Origin of the sequence: Nocardioides sp. Kera G14, from assembly GCF_020715565.1 — a bacterium.
Lineage (GTDB): Bacteria > Actinomycetota > Actinomycetes > Propionibacteriales > Nocardioidaceae > Nocardioides.
The window spans coordinates 477,837-497,135 of the sequence record NZ_CP085839.1; the positions used below are offsets into that span (position 1 = coordinate 477,837).

The 19,299-nt window shown below is 69.9% G+C and carries 21 protein-coding genes; 11 read left to right on the forward strand and 10 right to left on the reverse strand.

The window, feature by feature from the left end; all coding sequences use genetic code 11:
* Positions 1 to 23 precede the first annotated feature (23 nt).
* Both LH076_RS02425 and LH076_RS02430 read right to left on the reverse strand, forming a co-directional pair.
* The gene (locus LH076_RS02425) at positions 24 to 713 is read right to left on the reverse strand and encodes an aspartate/glutamate racemase family protein (RefSeq protein WP_227782415.1); all 690 of its coding nucleotides are present in this window, start codon (positions 711 to 713) and stop codon (positions 24 to 26) included.
* Positions 714 to 765: 52 nt separating this feature from the next.
* Positions 766 to 1,512, reverse strand: coding sequence for an SDR family NAD(P)-dependent oxidoreductase (locus LH076_RS02430; protein WP_227782416.1), 747 nt, complete (start codon positions 1,510 to 1,512; stop codon positions 766 to 768).
* Here LH076_RS02430 and mshA point away from each other — a divergent pair.
* Positions 1,511 to 2,806: a D-inositol-3-phosphate glycosyltransferase gene (gene mshA, locus LH076_RS02435; protein ID WP_415753139.1), complete on the forward strand. Its 1,296-nt coding sequence runs from the start codon at positions 1,511 to 1,513 to the stop codon at positions 2,804 to 2,806. The genes LH076_RS02430 and mshA overlap by 2 nt on opposite strands.
* Positions 2,803 to 3,312, forward strand: a complete 510-nt coding sequence (locus LH076_RS02440) for a YbjN domain-containing protein (RefSeq protein WP_227782417.1) — start codon at positions 2,803 to 2,805, stop codon at positions 3,310 to 3,312. The genes mshA and LH076_RS02440 overlap by 4 nt, the downstream gene beginning before the upstream one ends.
* Positions 3,313 to 3,339: 27 nt before the next feature.
* Here LH076_RS02440 and LH076_RS02445 read toward each other — a convergent pair whose 3' ends face one another.
* Both LH076_RS02445 and LH076_RS02450 read right to left on the reverse strand, forming a co-directional pair.
* A complete protein-coding gene (locus LH076_RS02445; protein WP_227782418.1) occupies positions 3,340 to 4,017 on the reverse strand; it encodes a response regulator transcription factor in 678 nt (225 codons plus the stop codon).
* Positions 4,014 to 5,168, reverse strand: coding sequence for a sensor histidine kinase (locus tag LH076_RS02450; RefSeq protein ID WP_227782419.1), 1,155 nt, complete (start codon positions 5,166 to 5,168; stop codon positions 4,014 to 4,016). The genes LH076_RS02445 and LH076_RS02450 overlap by 4 nt, the downstream gene beginning before the upstream one ends.
* A gap of 123 nt (positions 5,169 to 5,291) precedes the next feature.
* Here LH076_RS02450 and phoU point away from each other — a divergent pair, with 123 nt between their 5' ends.
* A complete protein-coding gene (phoU, locus tag LH076_RS02455) occupies positions 5,292 to 5,948 on the forward strand; it encodes a phosphate signaling complex protein PhoU (protein WP_227782420.1) in 657 nt (218 codons plus the stop codon).
* Between the two features lie 49 nt (positions 5,949 to 5,997).
* Entirely contained in the window at positions 5,998 to 6,900 is a 903-nt protein-coding gene (locus LH076_RS02460; protein ID WP_227782421.1) for a DMT family transporter, read from the forward strand.
* Positions 6,901 to 7,005: 105 nt separating this feature from the next.
* Here LH076_RS02460 and LH076_RS02465 read toward each other — a convergent pair whose 3' ends face one another.
* From LH076_RS02465 to LH076_RS02475, 3 genes are read right to left on the reverse strand one after another with little or no spacing between them, the layout of a single operon-like run.
* The gene (locus LH076_RS02465) at positions 7,006 to 7,746 is read right to left on the reverse strand and encodes a phosphoglyceromutase (RefSeq protein ID WP_227782422.1); all 741 of its coding nucleotides are present in this window, start codon (positions 7,744 to 7,746) and stop codon (positions 7,006 to 7,008) included.
* Positions 7,747 to 7,759: 13 nt separating this feature from the next.
* A complete protein-coding gene (locus LH076_RS02470) occupies positions 7,760 to 8,311 on the reverse strand; it encodes a hypothetical protein (protein WP_227782423.1) in 552 nt (183 codons plus the stop codon).
* A 30-nt stretch (positions 8,312 to 8,341) separates the two neighbouring features.
* Positions 8,342 to 9,079: a hypothetical protein gene (locus LH076_RS02475; protein WP_227782424.1), complete on the reverse strand. Its 738-nt coding sequence runs from the start codon at positions 9,077 to 9,079 to the stop codon at positions 8,342 to 8,344.
* A 152-nt stretch (positions 9,080 to 9,231) separates the two neighbouring features.
* Here LH076_RS02475 and LH076_RS02480 point away from each other — a divergent pair, with 152 nt between their 5' ends.
* Positions 9,232 to 9,717: a CarD family transcriptional regulator gene (locus LH076_RS02480; RefSeq protein WP_227782425.1), complete on the forward strand. Its 486-nt coding sequence runs from the start codon at positions 9,232 to 9,234 to the stop codon at positions 9,715 to 9,717.
* Between the two features lie 2 nt (positions 9,718 to 9,719).
* Positions 9,720 to 10,280 (forward strand): 2-C-methyl-D-erythritol 4-phosphate cytidylyltransferase, encoded by a 561-nt coding sequence (locus LH076_RS02485; RefSeq protein ID WP_227782426.1) that lies wholly within the window; start codon positions 9,720 to 9,722, stop codon positions 10,278 to 10,280.
* Here the strand turns inward: LH076_RS02485 and nirD are convergent.
* Complete coding sequence (gene nirD / locus LH076_RS02490; RefSeq protein ID WP_227782427.1) at positions 10,277 to 10,648, reverse strand: nitrite reductase small subunit NirD; 372 nt, start codon at positions 10,646 to 10,648, stop codon at positions 10,277 to 10,279. The genes LH076_RS02485 and nirD overlap by 4 nt on opposite strands.
* A 166-nt stretch (positions 10,649 to 10,814) precedes the next feature.
* Here nirD and LH076_RS02495 point away from each other — a divergent pair, with 166 nt between their 5' ends.
* Positions 10,815 to 11,489 (forward strand): IspD/TarI family cytidylyltransferase, encoded by a 675-nt coding sequence (locus LH076_RS02495; RefSeq protein WP_227782428.1) that lies wholly within the window; start codon positions 10,815 to 10,817, stop codon positions 11,487 to 11,489.
* 5 nt (positions 11,490 to 11,494) lie between these two features.
* Here the strand turns inward: LH076_RS02495 and ispF are convergent, their stop codons facing one another.
* Positions 11,495 to 11,977 (reverse strand): 2-C-methyl-D-erythritol 2,4-cyclodiphosphate synthase, encoded by a 483-nt coding sequence (gene ispF, locus LH076_RS02500; protein WP_227782429.1) that lies wholly within the window; start codon positions 11,975 to 11,977, stop codon positions 11,495 to 11,497.
* Between the two features lie 72 nt (positions 11,978 to 12,049).
* Here ispF and LH076_RS02505 point away from each other — a divergent pair, with 72 nt between their 5' ends.
* From LH076_RS02505 to LH076_RS02520, 4 genes are read left to right on the forward strand one after another with little or no spacing between them, the layout of a single operon-like run.
* The gene (locus LH076_RS02505; protein WP_227782430.1) at positions 12,050 to 13,582 is read left to right on the forward strand and encodes a molybdopterin-dependent oxidoreductase; all 1,533 of its coding nucleotides are present in this window, start codon (positions 12,050 to 12,052) and stop codon (positions 13,580 to 13,582) included.
* A 52-nt stretch (positions 13,583 to 13,634) separates the two neighbouring features.
* On the forward strand, positions 13,635 to 15,071 hold the full coding sequence (cysS, locus tag LH076_RS02510; protein WP_227782431.1) for a cysteine--tRNA ligase: 1,437 nt from the start codon (positions 13,635 to 13,637) through the stop codon (positions 15,069 to 15,071).
* Positions 15,071 to 16,024 (forward strand): 23S rRNA (guanosine(2251)-2'-O)-methyltransferase RlmB, encoded by a 954-nt coding sequence (gene rlmB, locus LH076_RS02515; RefSeq protein ID WP_227782432.1) that lies wholly within the window; start codon positions 15,071 to 15,073, stop codon positions 16,022 to 16,024. Before cysS ends, rlmB begins: the two co-directional genes overlap by 1 nt.
* 16 nt (positions 16,025 to 16,040) lie before the next feature.
* The gene (locus LH076_RS02520; RefSeq protein ID WP_227782433.1) at positions 16,041 to 17,561 is read left to right on the forward strand and encodes a metallophosphoesterase; all 1,521 of its coding nucleotides are present in this window, start codon (positions 16,041 to 16,043) and stop codon (positions 17,559 to 17,561) included.
* A gap of 3 nt (positions 17,562 to 17,564) precedes the next feature.
* On the opposite strand, the gene LH076_RS02525 is transcribed toward LH076_RS02520, so the two are convergent.
* Positions 17,565 to 19,292, reverse strand: a complete 1,728-nt coding sequence (locus LH076_RS02525; RefSeq protein ID WP_227782434.1) for a glycoside hydrolase family 13 protein — start codon at positions 19,290 to 19,292, stop codon at positions 17,565 to 17,567.
* Between the last annotated feature and the right edge of the window lie 7 nt (positions 19,293 to 19,299).

Below are 19,299 nucleotides of genomic sequence, written 5' to 3' on the forward strand. Positions count from 1 at the left end.
TCCTTCGGTTTCTTAAGCAGAGATCAGGCGAGGGCGCGGCTGACCGCGTCCTCGACATGCACGGTGATGACGTCGAGAACGGGGATCTCGACGTCCTGCGGGCGGACGAGCAGCGAGAGCTCGCTGGCGGCGAAGACGATCGCCTCGGCGCCGGCGTCGGTCAGCTCGTCGACGATGCCGATGACGCGCTTGCGGGAGCTGGGGTTGATCGTGCGGAAGATGAGCTCGTCGTAGACGATCGAGTCCAGCGTGTCCGTGTGCAGCTCGTCCGGCATGTTGACGTTGATGCCGTGGGACCCGATCCGCTCGGCGAAGAAGTGGTCGGTCAGCGTGAACGCAGTGCCCATGAACCCGACCGTCGAGAAGCCGGCAGCCTTGATCCGCTCGGCCATCAGGTCGGCGAGGTGCACGACGGGGATCGACACGGCGGCGGCGATCTGGTCGTAGACGCGGTGGAAGGTGGTGGCGGCGAGCAGCAGGAAGTCCGCACCCGCGGCCTCAGCGCCCTTCGCGGCGTCACCCAGGATCTGCGCGACGGTGTCCCAGTCGCCCTGCTGCTGCAGGTCGGTCAGCTCGGCGAGATCCACCGACACCAGCACGACCTTCGCGGAGTGGAGGCCACCGAGCTGGGCCTGGACACCCTTGTTGAGACCTTCGTAGTAGACGGCGCTGGATTCCCAGCTCAGTCCGCCGATGAGTCCGATCGTCTGCACACGGCAAAGTCTTCCACCGGGGTCGCGCTCGCAAAGAATCCGCGAAAGCGCCCTAGATCCGGTGGACCTTGTGCGGAGCCGCCTGCACCCGGGGCTTGATCACGAGCTCGTCGATGTTGACGTGGGCGGGCCGCGTGACCATCCAGACGATCGCGTCGGCGATGTCGGCGGCGACCAGGGGCTCGGGCACGCCGGCGTACACCTTCTCCGCCGCCTCCGCGTCGCCCGCCATCCGCACGAGCGAGAACTCCTCGGTCTTCACCATCCCGGGGGCGATCTCCATCACCCGCACGGGCTGGTCCACGATCTCGAGGCGCAGCGCGTTGGTGAGCGCCTTCACCCCGAACTTCGCGGCGTTGTAGCCGCCTCCGCCCTCGTAGGCGATCCGGCCCGCGATCGAGCCGACATTGACGATGGCGCCGGCGCCGCTCGCGACGAGGGCGGGCAGCAGGGCGCGCGTGACCGCCAGCGTGCCGATCACGTTGACGTCGAACATCGCCCGCCACTCCTCGGGGTCACCCTCGGCGACAGGAGTGGTGCCGAAGGCGCCACCGGCGTTGTTCACGAGTACGTCGAGCCGCGGGCCGACCGCCTCCGCCAGCGCCGCAACGGAGGCGGTGTCGGTGACGTCGGTGGTGATCGGCGTGGCCGCACCCTCGCCCAGCTCGGCGGCCAGGGCCTCGATCCGGTCGAGTCGACGGGCGGCGAGGAAGACGTGATATCCGGCGGCGACGAGCTGGCGCGCCGTCTCCGCGCCGATACCCGAGGACGCCCCAGTGACCACCGCTGTCTTCGTCATGGTGCCTATTCTGGACCGCGTGAGTGCGGAGGCCGTACGCCGGGTGGCGATGATCAGCCTCCACACCTCGCCGCTCGACCAGCCCGGAACGGGCGACGCCGGCGGCATGAACGTCTACGTACTGGAGCTCTCGCGGCGCCTCGCCGCGCAGGGCGTCGAGGTCGACATCTTCACCCGGGCGACCTCCTCCACGCAGCCCGCCTCACACGGCGTCGACACGACCGGCGCCGCAATCACCGTGCACCATGTGGCGGCCGGACCCTTCGAGGGGCTCTCGAAGGCGGAGCTGCCCGGCCAGCTCTGCACCTTCGCCCGCGAGGTGCTCCGCGTCGAGACGACCCACGAGCCCGGCTGGTACGACGCCGTCCACTCCCACTACTGGCTCTCCGGCCAGGTCGGAGCCCTGTGCCGGGATCGTTGGGGGGTCCCGCTCGTCCACTCGATGCACACGATGGCCAAGGTCAAGAACCTCTGGATGGCCGAGGACGACACCCCCGAGCCGGCCGCGCGGCTGATCGGGGAGGAGCAGGTGGTCGAGGCGGCCGACCTGCTCATCGCCAACACGGACCTCGAGGCCTCCCAGCTGATCGAGCTCTACGACGCCGATCCCGCCCGCGTCGCGGTCGTGCATCCCGGCGTCGACCTCGACCGCTTCATGCCGGAGGGCAAGGGCCGGGCGCGGGCCCTCTTCGGGCTGCCGGCCGCGGCCCACATCGTGATGTTCGCCGGCCGGATCCAGCCGCTCAAGGCGCCCGACGTACTCCTCCGCGCCGTGGCCGTGATGCTGGAGCGGGTCCCCTCGCTGCGGTCCACGCTCCTTGTCCCCATCATCGGCGGGCCGTCCGGCAGCGGACTGGATCGGCCCGAGTCGCTCGCGGCCCTCGCCGCCCAGCTCGGCGTCAGCGACGTGGTGCGGTTCATCCCGCCGGTGGACCAGCAGGAGCTCGCCACCTGGTACTCCACCGCCGACGTCGTCGCCGTGCCCTCGTACAACGAGTCCTTCGGCCTGGTCGCGATCGAGGCGCAGGCCTGCGGCACGCCGGTCGTCGCGGCTGCGGTCGGCGGGCTGACCACTGCGGTTCGGCACGGTGAGTCCGGACTCCTGGTCGACGGCCATGACCCCGCCCGCTGGGCCGACGCCCTCATCCGGGTCCTCCTCGACCCCGGGCTGCACGCGCGGCTCAGCGCAGGCGCGGTCGCACACGCCCGTGACTTCTCCTGGGAGGCCACCGCCGCCCACACCCTCGACCTCTACCTGAAGGCCGGTTCGCTGGTCCGCGAAGGAGCCTCATGACGCGCGACGAGCAGCTCGACGTCGTACGGACGTGGCTGGGTGACAACGAGGTCGAGTTCACCGAGACCGGATCGACCGAGGATGGCGAGACCGGCCAGGTCAGCTTCTCCTTCGCCCTGCCCGGTGAGCGGAAGCTCCAGACGCCGGTGCGCCTCGACCTCGGCACCCACGCACTCGGCGTGCACGCCTTCGTCTGCCGCAAGCCCGACGAGAACTTCGAGGGCGTCTACCGCTGGCTCCTGGAGAAGAACCTCCGCCTGTACGCCGTCGCCTTCGCGCTCGACAAGGACGGCGACATCTACCTCGACGCCCGGCTCCCGCTCGCGCTCGTCACGCCCGACGAGCTCGACCGCCTGCTCGGCTCGGTCCTGACGTACGCCGACGAGTCGTTCAACCCGATCCTCGAGCTGGGCTTCGCCAGCTCGATCCGCAAGGAGTGGGAGTGGAGGCTCTCCCGAGGAGAGTCCACCGCCAATCTCGCCGCCTTCGAACACTTGAAGCCCTGACGGGATCCGACGCTCCGCTGGTGCCTGTCAGAGGTCGAGCTTGTAGCCGAGGCCGCGCACGGTGACGAGGTACTTCGGCTCCGAAGGGTCGGGCTCCAGCTTGGCGCGGAGGCGCTTCACGTGGACGTCGAGCGTCTTGGTGTCGCCGACGTAGTCCGAGCCCCAGACGCGGTCGATGAGCTGACCACGGGTGAGGACACGACCGGGGTTGCGCAGGAACATCTCCAGGAGTTCGAACTCCTTGAGCGGCAGCCGCTGCTCACCGCCGTTGACGGTGACGACGTGACGCTCGACGTCCATCCGGACCGGGCCGGCCTCGAGGGTCTGCGGAGCAAGGTCGGGCTCGGTGCCGCGACGCAGGACGGCGCGGATGCGGGCGACGAGCTCACGCGGGGAGTAGGGCTTGGTGACGTAGTCGTCGGCGCCGAGCTCGAGGCCCACGACCTTGTCGACCTCGTCGTCCTTGGCCGAGACCATGATGACGGGCACGGCGGACGTCTGGCGGATCTGACGGCAGACCTCGGTGCCGGGGATGCCCGGAAGCATGAGGTCGAGCAGCACGATGTCGGCGCCGTTTCGGTCGAACTCCTTGAGCGCGTCGTCGCCGTTCTCGGCGATCGCGACCTCGAAGCCCTCCTTGCGGAGCATGTAGGACAGGGCTTCGGAGTAGGACTCTTCGTCCTCGACGACAAGAACCCGGGTCACGGGCTTACCTCCTGATGGGGTGCGGCATGGTCCGCCGCGACATATTGCGGAAGGGTGAGTGTGAAGGTCGAGCCCTGTCCCTCGACTGACCAGACCTTCACCTCGCCGCCATGGGTGGCGGCGACATGCTTGACGATCGACAGGCCCAGGCCGGTGCCGCCGGTGGAGCGGTGGCGGGCGGGGTCGACCCGGTAGAAACGCTCGAAGATGCGATCGAGCTCGTCGGACGGGATGCCGATCCCTTGGTCGACCACGGAGATCGCGACGTTCCCGTTGGTGGCCTTCGTTGTGATCGAGACCGACGAGCCCGGCTCGGAGTAGTTGACCGCGTTGGCGACGAGGTTGGTCACCGCCGTCATCACCTGCTCCTCGTTGCCGACGACGCCGAGGTCCTTCTTGCCGCCGGTGACGATGGTGATGTGCTTGCGCTGCGCGTCGACGCCGACGACGTCGACCGCGTTGGCGATCACCGCGTCGACGTCGACCTCGATCGGCGCCTCGAGCGGCTCGTCGCCCTGGAGGCGGGAGAGCTCGATGATCTGCTGCACCAGCTCGGTGAGGCGGTCGGACTCGATGAGCATCCGCTCCGAGAAGCGCTTCACCGCGACCGGGTCGTCGGCGGCGTCGCTGACGGCATCTGCCAGCACGCGGATCGCGCCGACCGGCGTCTTGAGCTCGTGCGAGACGTTGGCGACGAAGTCGCGGCGTACGGCCTCGATCCGGCGCTCGCGGGTGCGGTCCTCGAGCAGGGCGAGCACCAGGCGCGTGCCGAGCGGCGCCACGCGCGCGACCACGTGACGTGCGGGCGCGCCCACGCGCGAGAGGACGAGCTCGGTCTCGCGGATCTGCCCGTCGCGGCGGACCTGGTGGACGAGGGAGGAGAGCTCGTCGGAGAGGAGTGTCGTGCCGCGGACCAGGCCGAGCGCGTACGTCGGCGCGCTGGCCTTGACCACAACATCGTCATCGTCGAGCACGACGGCCGAGGAGCGCAGCACGGAGAGGACCGTGGCGACCTCGGGCGGGACGACCGGTGCCTCGGTCACCGGGAGCCGACGCTGCTGGCGATCGCTGATGTGCCAGGCGAGCACGGCGGCTCCGGCGACGACTGCCCCGAGGATCGCGGCGACAAACGCCTGCGTCGTCGGGTTCACGACCCCAGCGTAAGTCCGTGGTTCACCCGCGCTTTGCCATTCTGAGCCCGAATCCAGGAACGTTCACCGCCCGTTCATCCTTCGACCCCGGGTGGTCACGCGCTCCTGCGTAACGTTGGCCGCATGCGTGAAGCGTTCCACGACGAACTCGAGGCGGTCTTCTCCGACCTTGCCGACATCTGTGACCAGGTCGAGGTGGCCGTCGGCTTCGCCACCCAGTCCCTCCTCGGCGCCGACGAGAACCTCGCCCAGCAGGTCATCACCGGAGACGCCGCGATCGACCACGCCCGCGAGGCCGTCGAGGAGCGCTGCTTCGAGCTGCTCGCCCAGCAGTCCCCGGTCGCCGGTGATCTCCGTGTCATCGTCGCCGCCCTGCGCATGGTCAGTGACCTCGAGCGGATGGGGGACCTCTCGGTCCACGTCGCCAAGATCGCCCGCCTCCGGGTGCCGAACGTCGCCGTCCCCGAAGGTCCCCACGCGACCATCTCGAAGATGGCCGAGGTCGCCGAGGCGATGGTCCACCGCACCGCCGAGATCATCCGCAGCCGCGACGTCAGCGACGCCGGCTCCCTCGCGGTCGACGACGAGGAGATGGACCGCCTGCGGCGCAACACCTTCGCTGACATGCTGGGTGACGACTGGTCGCACGGTGTCGAGGCCGCCGTCGATGTCGCCCTCCTCGGCCGCTACTACGAGCGCATCGCCGACCACGCCGTCTCCGTGGCCAACCGGATCGTGTTCGTCGTGACCGGCCAGAACCCCGCCTACGCCGAAGCGTGACCGTTTAACCGGTTGCGGCGCGCCCGGCGCCGCTCACTAGTGTCACCGCGTGACACCTGCGCCCTGGAAGCCCGTCCTCGCGGTCTCGATCACGCTGGTCTTCTGGGCCTCCGCGTTCGTCGCGATCCGGCACCTGGCGGATGACTTCGGACCGGGGGCGATGGCACTCGGCCGGCTCGTGGTCGGCGCGGTCTGCCTGACGGTCATCGTCGTGTGGTCGCGCCTCCGGTCACGGGTGCGGCTCGTGGCACCGACGCCCAACCAGTGGTGGCGGATCATCGCCATCGGCCTGCTCTGGTACGCCGTCTACATGGTCGCGCTCAACACCGGCGAGCACCACGTCGACGCCGGGACGGCCTCGCTCGTCCTGCAGCTCTCGCCGGTCGTCATCGCGGTCCTGGCGGCGATCTTCCTCGATGAGCGCTTCACCCGCTGGATCGCGATCGGTCTCGCCCTGGCCTTCCTCGGTGTCGCCATCATCGCGCTCTCCTCGGGCGGCGGAGCCGACGCCGACGGGCCGGTCCTCGGAGTCCTGCTCTGTCTCGTCTCGGTGGCGGCGTACTCCATCTCGCTCGTCCTGCAGAAGCCGCTCGCCGGCCGGATCCCCGCCCTGCAGCTCATCTGGATGGCCTGCGGGATCGGTGCGATCGCCACGCTGCCGTGGGCCGGCCAACTCGTCCACGACCTCAGTGAGGCGCCCGCCGCGTCGATCCTTTGGCTGGTCTACCTCGGTGTCTGCCCGACAGCTGTCGCCTTCACGACGTACGGCTATGCGCTGCAGCACCTCTCTGCCTCGCAGCTCGGGATCTCGACGTACGTCGTCCCCGTCATCTCCATCGCCCTCGCCGCAGTGCTCCTCGGCGAGGCTCCTGCACCCTTGGCGTATGTCGGCGGGGTCGTCGCGCTGGCAGGCGTCTGGGTCGCGAGGCGACGGCCGCGAGCGATCGCCTGACGGCAGATGGCGCGTGCGGCGGCAAGGCGCCGCCGCGAAGGCGGCCTTAGAGCGCAGCGGCCGGCGAGCGGCGTGCAACGCCGCCGACGCACCGCCAGGCTGCCGTCAGGCCTTGCCCTGGTTCGCGACGGCGGCTGCAGCCGCGGCGGCAGCCTCGGCGTCGAGGTACTCGCCTCCGATCACGACGGGCTTGAAGTCGTCGTCGAGCTCGTAGACGAGCGGCTGGGCGGTGGGGATGTTCAGGGCAGCGATGTCGGTGTCGGAGATGCCGTCGAGGTGCTTCACGAGCGCGCGGAGGCTGTTGCCGTGGGCGGTGATGAGCACGGTCTTCCCGGCGGTGAGGTCAGGCACGACCTCGTCGGTGAAGTACGGGACGATCCGGGCGACGACGTCCTTGAGGCACTCGGTCGTGGGGACCTCGATGCCGGCATAGCGGACATCGCCGACCTGGGAGAACTCGGAGTCGGCGTCGAGGGGCGGCGGGGGGACGTCGTACGAGCGACGCCAGAGGTTGAACTGCTCCTCGCCGAACTTCTGCAGCGTCTCGGACTTGTTCTTGCCCTGCAGTGCGCCGTAGTGGCGCTCATTGAGGCGCCAGTCACGCTTGACCGGGATCCAGTGGCGGTCGGCGACGTCGAGCGCGATCGCAGCGGTGTTGATCGCGCGGCGCAGCAGCGAGGTGTGGACGACGTCGGGCAGCATGCCCCGGTCCTTGAGCAGCTGGCCGCCGGTGACAGCCTCGGCACGGCCCTTCTCCGAGAGGGCCACGTCGACCCAGCCGGTGGAGAGGTTGAGCGCGTTCCACTCGCTCTCGCCGTGGCGGAGCAGGATCAGGCGAGAGCTCACCGCGATGCCCGCGTCACTCGCCGAGGGCGGGGACGGTCGGGTAGTCGCAGCTGTAGGCCTCGGCCTCGTCGGCGGCGCCTGCCCTGATCTTCACGGCCGGGTCGGCGTACTCGTTGCATTGAGTCACCACGACCGCGTTGACGGTGATCTTGTCGCCGTTGTCGAAGCCGAGGGTGACGGGGACGATCTTGCCGGCCTGGACGTCGTCGCCGGTGACCGGGATGCCGCCGTCGGTGTACATGTTCACGGCGCTGGCCGTGCCGACCTCGATGTCGTTGAAGAAGGCGGGGGAGATGCCGTCGCCACTGATCGTCGTCAGCTTGACCGCCTCGGAGTCGGCGTCGGTGCTGATGGTCGCGACGAAGGTGCCCTGACCGGGCGCCGGAGTGATGATCCGGGCCGCGAGGACGTGGACCGCGCCGGAGATGTGGTAGCCGCCGTTGGCGATCACGTTGGGGCGGTCGGTCGCGTAGTCGAAACCGCCCGCCGAGCAGGAGCTGAGCACCGGGACGGTGACAGCGGCAGCAGCAACGGTCAGAGCGAGCTTGCGGCGAACGTTCATCACGGCCGACATGCTAGCGGGACCGGCTGACTTCTACGCAGCGAGGCCGGACTGTTCGGCGACGACCGCGATCGCGGCACCGACGACACCGAGGTAGACGATGCTTCCGAGGAGCAGGGGTGTGGCACCCGTACGCCGGGCGAGCCAGAGCGGCAGGTAGTGCCAGCCGTCCGCGTCGTCGGCCACGAGGCCCCACAGGGCAGTGAAGACATGGACGCCGACACCGAGCAGTGCGCAGAGCACGGTGAGGGTGATCGACGGCGCGTCGCCGGTCGCTCGGCCGCCCCAGCCGCCGTACGACAGGAAGGCGGGGTAGAGGCCGAACGAGATCGCCCACGGAAGCCAGCTCAGCGGACCTTGCCGCACCAGCCGGTTGCGGAGCGTGCCGAGAGCGCCGACCGCGACCGAGACGAGGTAGCAGGCACCCGCCATCAGGCCGTTGTTCACCGAGAGCGGGATGAGCAGGAGCACGGCGCAGGTGAGTGCGAAGGAGAGCGTGGAAGCGGGCAGGCCGTCGACGATCGGCTTGATCCGCTGGTGGTCGTGGTCGGCGGAGGCGTCGACGAGGTCGTTGTTCCACCCCAGCACGAGTTGGCCCACCAGGACGGTCGCCGCGACGAGCGCGACCTCACGTCCCGCGCGGCCCGAGAGCGAGGCGGCGGCAGTCAGCGCGATCGTCGTGAGGAGGGCCTGGCGGGGGTGGGCCGCCCGCACCAACAGGGCCGGCGTGGTGCCGCCGAGCCATCGGATCGCGGACGTGGGAAGAGTCATGACGGCCATGTTGAGGGCCTTTCCACCACACGAACGTATGTTCTGTCAACCCCTTGGAATCGGGTCATTCGGCCTCTGACCTGCGAAAACGCGAATTTCACCGATGGAAATCCGTGGTAGACTGATCTTCCTAGGAAGGGGTTCTACGACTTATGACTTTCACTGTCGGCGAGACCGTTGTCTATCCGAATCATGGCGCCGCGATCATCGAGGACATCGAGATGCGCACCATCAAGGGAGAGGAGCGGCAGTACCTCGTCCTGAGGATCATCGCCCAGCAGGACCTTGTGGTCCGCGTGCCCGCCGTCAACCTCGACCTGGTCGGCGTCCGTGACGTCGTCGACCGCGATGGGCTCGACAAGGTGTTCGAGATCCTGCGTGCCGCGCACGTCGAGGAGCCGACCAACTGGTCGCGCCGTTACAAGGCCAACCTGGAGAAGCTCCACTCCGGCGACGTCAACAAGGTGGCCGAGGTCGTCCGCGACCTGTGGCGCCGTGAGCGTGACCGCGGCCTCTCCGCCGGTGAGAAGCGGATGCTCGCCAAGGCTCGCCAGATCCTTGTGTCCGAGCTCGCCCTGTGCGAGAAGACCAACGAGGACAAGGCCGAGGCCATGCTCGACGAGGTCCTGGCTTCCTGACGTTGGAGCTGCCTGATCTTGAGCCGACCCTCGGCGCCGTCATCGAGACGGACCGGGGGTCGCTCCCATTTTCCCTGATCCACGGGGAGTCGCTGATCGCGTGTGCGGCCTGGGCGCTGGGTGATGCGGGCGTCCAGCTCGTCGACTTCGCCACGTCGTGGGCGGCGCTGTCCGAGGCGGACGAACCTCTCGTGCTGCACGACGTGCTCTGCCCGATGACGCCGGCGTGGTTCATCGCGACGGCTGCCGCGCAGTCGGCGTCGAGCGGAAGCGTCGTGGTCGGGGTGCGCCCCGTGACCGACACGGTCAAGTCCCTGTCTGAGGGCATGGTCGGCCAGACCATCGACCGCGACGGGCTCTGGCAGGTCACCTCGCCGCTCGTGCTGCCGCCCGAGGTGGTCGAGGCGATCGGCGAGGGGCTGCCGACGACGGATTTCGCCGAGCTCGTCGGGCACCTGTCCTTCGCCGGCTTCACGGTGGAGACCGTCGAGGCTCCGCCCGAGGGGCGTCGGGTGGCCACGCCTGACGACGTACGACTGCTGGAAGCGCTGACGGCCGGTTAGAGGCGGGCCCCGATGAAGACCACGCCGTCGACCACCTTGACGGCGTAGGCGGGAACCGAGAAGTGCGGGTCCTCGAGACACTTGCCCGAGCGCAGGTCGAAGGCGTGGCGGTGGGCCGGCGAGGCGACGAACGGGATGTCGCCTCGAAGCCCGACGATCCCCTTGGAGATCACCGACGCCTTGGCGAACGGGTCGTGGTTGCCGAGGGCATAGACCTCGTCCTCCTCGTCGCCCGCACGGCTCGCGAGGCGGAAGATCGCGACGGCCTGGCCGTGGACGAGGGCGGTGGCTCCGCGTTCGACCTCGAGGTCGGCGACCTTGCAGACCGGCTGCCAGTCCTCGGTCCGCGTGACGGCGCGCGGACTCACGACCGGTGACCCGGGTTGTGTGAAGCCCCGACCGACCCGAGCGGTAGCGCCATCGCTGCCTCCTTCTGGTGATCCAGAACGTAGGGAGCGTGTGTTAGGCCACTGTCACAACCTGTTACAGCCGTGAAAACGATCGCCGACCGAGCGCGGCGCTACTCTCTGCCGCATGCCCGCCGCCGTCGTCATCCTGGCCGCCGGTGCGGGTACCCGGGTGGGCGCCGAGGTCAACAAGGTCCTGCTGCCGCTCGCCGACACCACCGTCCTTGGCATGAGCCTCCGCGCCGCGCTGCGGACCTCGGACGTACGTCGTCTGGTGCTCGTCCACGCCGCGGGGGAGGAGCAGGCCGTCTCGGCTGCTGTGATGCCGGTGCTCGGTGCGGGCGAGGTCCTGTTGGTTCCCGGTGGGGCCACTCGTCATGCGTCCGAGTGGAACGCGCTGCGGGCGCTGCGGCCCGAGATCGAGTCCGGTGAGATCGACGTCGTCGCCATCCACGACGCTGCCCGCCCGTTGGCTAGTCCCGAGCTCTTCGACCTGACCATCGCGATGGCCGCCGAGGTCGGCGGAGCGATCCCCGTCGCCCCCGTCGTCGGGCTCGTCGACCGCGCGTCGTTGGCCCCTCACGCCGGAGTCGTGGGAGTGCAGACTCCGCAGGCGTTCCGGGCTGCGGAGCTGCTGGCCGCCTACACCCGCGCTGAGGTTGACCGCTTCGATGCCACCGACACGGCAGCGGTTCTCGCCCGCTACACGGATCTCCGCATCGCCGCGGTGCCGTCCTCGTCGCTGAACCTCAAGATCACCTTCCCCGAGGACGTCGCGACTGCGGAGCGCCTGCTCAGGTAGCGCCCCTATCGGCGGTAGACCAGCGCAGTCGCGAGGGCTGCGATCCCCTCGCCCCGGCCGGTGAGGCCGAGTCCGTCGGTGGTCGTGGCACTGACCGAGACGGGGGCGCCGAGGGCCCCTGACAACGCAGTTTCGGCTTCGGCGTGGCGGGGGCCGAGCTTGGGGCGGTTGCCGATGACCTGGACGGCGACGTTGCCGATCTCGAAGCCGGCGGCGCGCACGCGGCGGGCGGTCTCGGCGAGCAGCGTCGCGCCGGAGGCGCCCGCCCACTCGGGCTCGGCGGTGCCGAAGTTCGAGCCGAGGTCGCCGAGGCCGGCTGCCGAGAGGAGGGCGTCACAGCAGGCGTGGGCCGCGACGTCGGCGTCGGAGTGACCCTCGAGGCCCACCTCGGAGTCGGGCCACTCCAGGCCCGCGAGCCACAGCGGCGCCCCGGGGACGAGGCGGTGGACGTCGGTGCCGAGTCCGATGCGGGGCAGGGGCTGGCTCACGGGCAGCATCCTGTCATCACTTCGTCACATCTCGGCGGGCGGTCGCAGCCGGGGGAGGAGCAGAATCGGCCTGTGCGATCCCGAGCCCCGCGCGCCCTTGCGGGCGCACTCACCGCCCTGGTCGGGCTCGCCGTGGCGCAGCTCCTCGCCCGCCTCCTCAGCACCAAGGACGGTCCGGTCGAGGCGGTCGGCACCTGGATCATCCGGCATCCGCCCGGCCACCTCACCGAGCGCGCGATCAAGGCGGTCGGCCATGCCGACAAGCCGATCCTTGTGACGGGGGTCGTGATCGTGGTGACGGTCGTGGTCGGCGTACTGGCGGCGGGGGCTCCGCGGGTGTGGGTGTGGGCGGGCATGGCGGTGCTGGCGGTGGTCGCAGCGCTCGCCGTCGTGGCGCAGCCCGGGACCGCGGGGTGGCGGCTGGTGCCGATCGCCGCGGGCTTCGTCACGTGGATCGTCGTCCTGCCCGCGCTGCTGGATGCCCTTCCCCCCGATTCGACAGCAAGAAACGCCGGATTCGGCGGGAGGGAAGGGGCAACGCGGCGGGGGTTCCTGGTCCGGGTCGGCGTCGTCGCCGCCCTGGGTGCGATCGCCGCCCTGGGCAGTCGGTACGCCGGCGGCGGGAGGCGACAGGTCGAGCAGGCCCGTGCCGCCCTGCAGCTCCCCGGCGTGACGCAGCCGACCGTCCCCGCAGGCGCCGATCTCGGCGTGGACGGGCAGCCGGGGTGGCTGACCTCGACGACCGACTTCTACCGGATCGACACGGCCCTCCTGGCGCCCGCGGTCGACCCGGCGACCTGGCGGCTCCGGATCCACGGGATGGTCGACCACCCGATGGAGCTCAGCCTCGACGAGCTGCTGGCCCGTGAGCTGACCGAGGACTGGCTCACACTCTGCTGTGTCTCCAACACGGTCGGCGGTGATCTGATCGGCAACGCGTGGTGGAGCGGGGTACGGATCGCGCCGCTGCTGGCCGAGGCAGGCATCCATCCCGACGCGGACGGCGTGCTGCAGACGAGCAGCGACGGCTGGACCTGCCTGACGCCCGTCGAGGCGCTGACCGACGACCGCAACGCGATGCTCGCCGTCGCCATGAACGGCGCACCCCTCCCCGTCGAGCACGGGTTCCCGGTGCGGATGGTCGTACCCGGCCTCTACGGCTACGTGAGCGCCACCAAGTGGCTCGTGGACCTCGAGGTCACCCGCTTCGACAAGGCGGAGGGGTATTGGACGCCGTTGGGCTGGAGCGCGAAGGGGCCGATCAAGCTCGGCTCGCGCGTGGACACCCCCGGCTACGGAGACACCGCCAAGCTGGACGGCGAGGGTCGCGTCGTGATCGCCGGCACCGCGTGGCACCAGCACACCGGGATCAAGGCCGTCGAGGTGAGCGTCGACGGCGGGCCGTGGACGGCGGCCGAGCTCGCCACCGAGCCGACCATCGACTCCTGGGTCCAGTGGCGAGTGGCGATGGAGCTGGAGTCCGGCCTGCACAACGCCCGTGTCCGGGCGACCGGCGCGGACGGCGAGGTGCAGACCGGTGCGGTGGCCGACCCGGCGCCCGACGGTGCGACGGGGTGGGACAAGCACACCTTCGAGGTCGCCTGACGCCGCGCGTCAGGAATGCCTGCCGGCGTACCACCTTCCCTAGACTCTGAGGGTGACTCTCAGGCTCCACGACACCCAGACCGGCGAGGTCCGTGACTTCGTCCCCCTCGTGCCCGGTCAGGCGTCCCTCTATGTCTGCGGCCTGACGCCGCAGTCGGAGCCGCACGTGGGCCACATGCGTTCCGGCGTGAACTTCGACGTGCTGCAGCGGTGGCTGCGCTGGTCGGGGTACGCGGTGACGTTCATCCGCAACGTCACCGACATCGACGACAAGATCCTGGCGAAGTCCGCCGAGCAGGGCCGGCCCTGGTACAACCTCGCGTACGACGTGCAGCGGCTGGTCACGCAGGCCTACGACCTGCTCAATGTCGCGCCGCCGACCTATGAGCCGCTGGCGACGGGGCACATCCCCGAGATGATCACGATGATCGAGATGCTCATCGAGCGCGGGCACGCCTATCCCGCGCCAGACAGCTCGGGCGACGTCTACTTCGACGTGCGTTCGTGGGACTCCTACGGCGAGCTGACCCACCAGTCGGTCGCGGACATGGAGGCTGCGGCCGACGCCGACCCGCGGGGCAAGCGCGACCCCCGCGACTTCGCGCTCTGGAAGGGTCGCAAGTCGACCGAGCCCGAGACGGCGAGCTGGCCGAGCCCGTGGGGCCCAGGCCGCCCCGGCTGGCACATCGAGTGCTCGGCGATGGCCGGCAAGTACCTCGGTGAGGCCTTCGACATCCACGGCGGCGGCCTCGACCTGCGCTTCCCGCACCACGAGAACGAGGTGGCGCAGTCGAAGGCCGCCGGCCACGCGTTCGCCAGCTTCTGGATGCACAACGCCTGGATCACCACGGCCGGCGAGAAGATGTCGAAGTCGCTTGGCAACTCCCTGACCATCCCGGCGGTGCTCGAGCACTTCCGCGGGATCGAGCTGCGCTTCTACCTCCTCGCGGCGCACTACCGCTCGCACGTGGAGTTCTCCTTCGACGCACTGGAGGAGGCCGCGTCCGGGTTCCGCCGGATCGAGGGCTTCCTCGACCGCGCCTTCGAGGCGCTCGGCCCGGAGGACGCCGGACTAGGCGCCGAGCTTCCCGAGGCGTTCGTCGCCGCCATGGATGACGACCTCGGTACGCCGGCGGCGGTCGCTGTCCTCTATGACACCGTCCGCGAGGGCAACAAGCTGCTCGCCGACGGCCGCCCGGTCGATGGCGACCTCGAGGCACTGGTCGCCGTGACCGGCTCCGTGCTGCTCATGCTCGACGTCCTCGGACTCAACCCGGCCGACGAGGCCTGGGGCACCGCCGGCCCGGACGAGTCCAGCGAGCGGCTGACAGCCGCCGTCGACGTACTCGTGCAGAGCCTGCTCGAGCAGCGTGCAGCTGCGCGTGAGGCCAAGGACTGGGCGGCCGCCGACGCCGTCCGGGACCAGCTCAAGTCCGCCGGCATCGACATCACGGACACCCCGTCCGGACCTAAGTGGGAGATCGCCTAATGCCTGGCAATTCCTCGCGCCGAGGCGCGATCCAGAAGTCCAACAAGAAGGGCGCCCAGGTCGGCTCCGGCGGCGTGCGCCGTCGTGGCCTCGAGGCCAAGGGACCGACCCCGAAGGCCGAGGACCGGCCGTACCACAAGGCGCACAAGAAGGCGCAGGCCGCCGAGAAGGCTGCGTCCAAGCGCCCCGGAAACCGCAAGCGGAGCACGTCGGACGCCGAGTGGATCATCGGTCGCAACCCCGTCGTCGAGGCGCTGCGTGAAGGCGTGCCGGTCAACGGCGTCTACGTCGCCGAGGGTGCCGAGCGTGACGGCCGTCTGCGCGAGGCCTTCCAGCTCGCCGCCGAGCTCGGCGTCTCGCTGCTCGAGGTCACCAAGACCGAGCTCGACCGGATGACCGGCTTCAACGGCCACCAGGGCCTGGCCGCGCGTGTGCCGGCGTACGAGTACGCGCACGCCGACGACCTGATCGACATCGCGACGGAGGCGAAGGAGACGCCGCTGATCGTGGCGATCGACCACGTCACCGACCCGCGCAACCTCGGTGCGATCATCCGCTCCGCTGCTGCCTTCGGTGCGCACGGCGTCGTCATCCCCGACCGCCGTGCGGCCGGCATGACCGCCGCCGCCTGGAAGACCGCGGCCGGTGCCGCCGCCCGGCTCGCGGTGGCCCAGACGGTCAACCTGACGCGTCAGCTCAAGGCCTACCAGGACGAGGGCTGCATGGTGATCGGCCTCGACATGGACGGCGACTTCGAGCTGCCCGCCATCGAGGGCTATGCCAACGAGCCGCTCGTGATCGTCGTCGGCGCCGAGGGCAACGGCATCGGCCGCCTCGTCCGCGAGACCTGCGACCAGATCGTGTCCATCCCGATGGCCAACTCGGTGGAGTCGCTCAACGCCTCCGTCGCCGCCTCCGTCGTCCTCTACGCCGTGTCGCAGGGCCGGGCGTAGGCCGCCTCAGGGGCACATGACCTCACGAGCAGTGCGGATCTCCGCGGCGTACGTCGCCGTGTGGCTCGGCCTGTCCGTGCTCGCCTTCCTCGTGGTGCTCTCGAGCAGCACGCGGCAGGCGACGTTCCTCTCCCACGAGGCGACGATCGCCCCCTCGCTGTCCCTCCGTCACCCCGGCCAGGTCACGGTCCACACCGGACCGGTCCTGCCCGACGTACGGATCCCGTCGGGTGCGCCGATCGCCGTCGAGGTGACGCTGGGGAAGACGACGACCTCCAGCATGGAGGAGCTCGTCGACCGCTACGCCTATCTGGCCAGCGCGGCCGACGGCGAGCGGGAGAAGCTCGCCGGGGTGTTGCGCAGCATGATCCTCGATGCTGCGCTGCGCGCCGCGGTGCTGGGTGCACTGCCCCTGCTGGTGTGGCGGCTGCTGGGCCCGCACCGTCGACGTCAGCTGATCTGGGAGCGGATCCCGACCGTGCGTGGAGTGGCCGCCGTCCTCGTCGGGCTGGCGCTCGCGCTCGCCGCATGGCAGCCGTGGGTCGGCACGGCCGAGCCCGCGGCCGCGAGATGGATACCGCTGCCGGAGTACCTCGACGGCGTGGCGGTCCCGAAGGAGTTCGACAACATCTCGATCCGCGGTGATGTCTCCGGCAACGAGGCGCGACGGTTGATCGAGTCGATGATCTCCTCCTACTCCACGAGCAAGAAGTTCTACGACGACGCCGCCGAGCGAGCGGACGGATTGATCCTGCACCAGCCCGCCGACGGCGACACGGTGGTCCTGGTCGTGACCGACCGGCACGACAACATCGGGATGGACGCCGTGGCCCGGGCGATCGGGGAGAAGGGCGGTGCGACGTCGGTCTTCGACCTCGGGGACGACACCTCGACCGGTTCGTCGTGGGAGGAGTTCTCGCTGGACTCCGTGACGGCTGCCTTCAAGGACTGGCCGCGCTGGCAGATCCCGGGCAACCACGACCACGGGTCGTTCGTCGGGCGCACGATGAAGGACGACGGATGGAAGGTCCTCGACGGCTCGGTCGTCGAAGGGCCCGGCGGCTCGACGCTGCTGGGTGTCGCCGATCCGCGCTCCTCGGGGCTGGGGGACTGGCGCGACCAGAAGGGCCTCACCGTCTCCGAGATCGGCGAGAAGCTGGCCGATGCCGCGTGTGACTCCGATGCGGACGGACATCGGGTGACGACCCTGTTGGTCCACGACGCGAACGCGGGGCGTGCCTCACTCGAGCGGGGGTGCGTCGACCTCGTGCTCGCCGGCCACGTCCACCTCTTCGTCGGCCCCGACGCCGTCACCGGCTCCAACGGGAAGACCGGGTGGTCGTTCACCACCGGCACGACCGGTGGTGCAGCCTATGCCTTCGCGCTCGGCTCGAAGCCGCGCCGCGAGGCCGGCGTCTCGCTCGTGACCTATCACGACGGTGTCCCCATCGGGGTCCAGGCCGTGCGGCTGGAGACCAACGGCGCGTACGTCACCGACCCGTGGGTGCCGCTGACCTTGACAACACCGTCCTCCTGACCTTCACACGGCGTCGACGGTGAAGGTCCCGGCGGCCCGGTCGGCGGTGATCCTCAGGGTCTCGTCGGGGTGCTCGCGCAGGAAGCTGATCGAGTCGTCGTCGACGTACGCCCAGCGCAGCGATCCCTCGCGCAGGGCGACGTGCTGATGACGCAACTTCGCCGTCTCCTTGTAGAAGTCGAGGGTCTCGGTGTCCCACTGGTCGCGACGCGACCAGGGCATCGTGCGGCGGCCGTCCTCCCCGTTGACGCCCTCGAGGCCGATCTCGTCGCCGGCGAAGATCATCGGGACGCCCGGCAGGGTGAAGAGCAGGCCGGCCGCGACCCGATGGAGCTTCGGGTCGCGGACGAGGGTGCGGATGCGGGCGGAGTCGTGGGAGCTGAGGATGCTCCAGCTCTGCAGCGCCGCGCGCCAGCCGTAGCGGGCGCGCCACTCCTTGAGCGCCTGGACGGTGGCGTGCCCGTCCCTGCGCTGTACGGCGACGGGCCGGCCGAACGGCCGCGCGTCGGTCGTCTCGGCGCGGAGCCACGACCAGATCGGCCACGAGAATCCCGAGTAGTTCATCGTCCCGTGCCAGCCGTCACCGTCGATGTCCGTGCTGGCATCGTGGTTGTGCTCGCCGATCAGCCAGCCGTTGGGGTTCTCCTCCTCGATCGTGCGCCGGATGATGCGGGCGACCATGTGGTTGACGTCGATCGCGCCGAGGCGTCCGCTCATGTTCGCGACGTCGATGCGCCAACCATCAAGGAAATAAGGGGCCTTCAGCCATCGCGCGACCGTCGAGTCGGGGCCTTCGATCATGGCGGCGCGCATCTCGGCGCTGGTGTGGTTGAGCTTGGGCAGCGTCGGATAGCCCATCCAGGTCTCGTAGGGCGCGTCCGGGCCCTCGCCGTGGAAGTAGTACCAGTGCCGCTTCGCAGAGGCGGCAGCATCACCGGCCCTTGCCTCCTTGAACCACTCGTGGGTGTCGCCGGTGTGGTTGGCGGTGAGGTCGCCGATGAGGTGCATGCCACGCTCCTCGAGCGCCTCGGCCAGTCGCTGATAGGCCTCGTCACCTCCCAGGAGCGGATCGATCTGGTCGAACGTGCTGGCGTTGTAGCGATGGTTGGACTCCGCCGGGAAGACCGGAGTCGTGTAGAGGACGTTCACTCCCAGATCGGCGAGGTGGTCGAGGTGCTCGATGATCCCGTCGAGGTCGCCGCCGTAGAGGCCGAGCCACGTGCGGTCATCCGTCCCCTCGTACGACGGCAGCTCGTCCCACTCCTGCGGCTTCGCCCAGTGGGGGGTCGGGCGTTCGTCCGCCGCGGCGCTGCGGGCGAAGCGGTCGGGGAAGACCTGGTAGACGATCGCGTCCTTGGTCCACTCCGGCGCCGGCTTGTGGGTCGACAGCTTGAAGTCGAAGGTGTCGCTGGGTTCGTGCTCCGCGATGCCGGCTGCGGTCAGCCACCTCTGGCTCTCATCGTCGGCTGCAAGGAGCCAGCGATAGTGCGTCATCGGGGAGTGGCACTCCACCGTCGCCTCCCACCACGAGTCTCTGCCGGTCGGGCTGTCGGCCCGCTCCGCCTCGCGGTAGATCGGCTCGGCGTCGTACGTCGTCCGGACCCACACCCGCGTCGCCGGGTCCCCCTCCGCGACCCGCAACCGCACCGTGACCAGCTCGCCCAGCTCCGGCGCCTGCGTCGAGCAGTAGAGCGGTGATCCGTCGTGGTGTGGCTCGCTTAGGAGGTCCATGCGGACA

Excerpts from the sequence above, each read along its gene's own strand:
- mshA (WP_415753139.1), top strand. The coding sequence starts at position 1,511 with ATGGTGCCTATTCTGGACCGCGTGAGTGCGGAGGCCGTACGCCGGGTG.
- LH076_RS02430 (WP_227782416.1), bottom strand. The coding sequence starts at position 1,512 with ATGACGAAGACAGCGGTGGTCACTGGGGCGTCCTCGGGTATCGGCGCG.
- LH076_RS02440 (WP_227782417.1), top strand. The coding sequence starts at position 2,803 with ATGACGCGCGACGAGCAGCTCGACGTCGTACGGACGTGGCTGGGTGAC.
- phoU (WP_227782420.1), top strand. The coding sequence starts at position 5,292 with ATGCGTGAAGCGTTCCACGACGAACTCGAGGCGGTCTTCTCCGACCTT.
- LH076_RS02475 (WP_227782424.1), bottom strand. The coding sequence starts at position 9,079 with ATGACTCTTCCCACGTCCGCGATCCGATGGCTCGGCGGCACCACGCCG.
- LH076_RS02480 (WP_227782425.1), top strand. The coding sequence starts at position 9,232 with ATGACTTTCACTGTCGGCGAGACCGTTGTCTATCCGAATCATGGCGCC.
- LH076_RS02495 (WP_227782428.1), top strand. The coding sequence starts at position 10,815 with ATGCCCGCCGCCGTCGTCATCCTGGCCGCCGGTGCGGGTACCCGGGTG.
- rlmB (WP_227782432.1), top strand. The coding sequence starts at position 15,071 with ATGCCTGGCAATTCCTCGCGCCGAGGCGCGATCCAGAAGTCCAACAAG.
- LH076_RS02520 (WP_227782433.1), top strand. The coding sequence starts at position 16,041 with ATGACCTCACGAGCAGTGCGGATCTCCGCGGCGTACGTCGCCGTGTGG.
- LH076_RS02525 (WP_227782434.1), bottom strand. The coding sequence starts at position 19,292 with ATGGACCTCCTAAGCGAGCCACACCACGACGGATCACCGCTCTACTGC.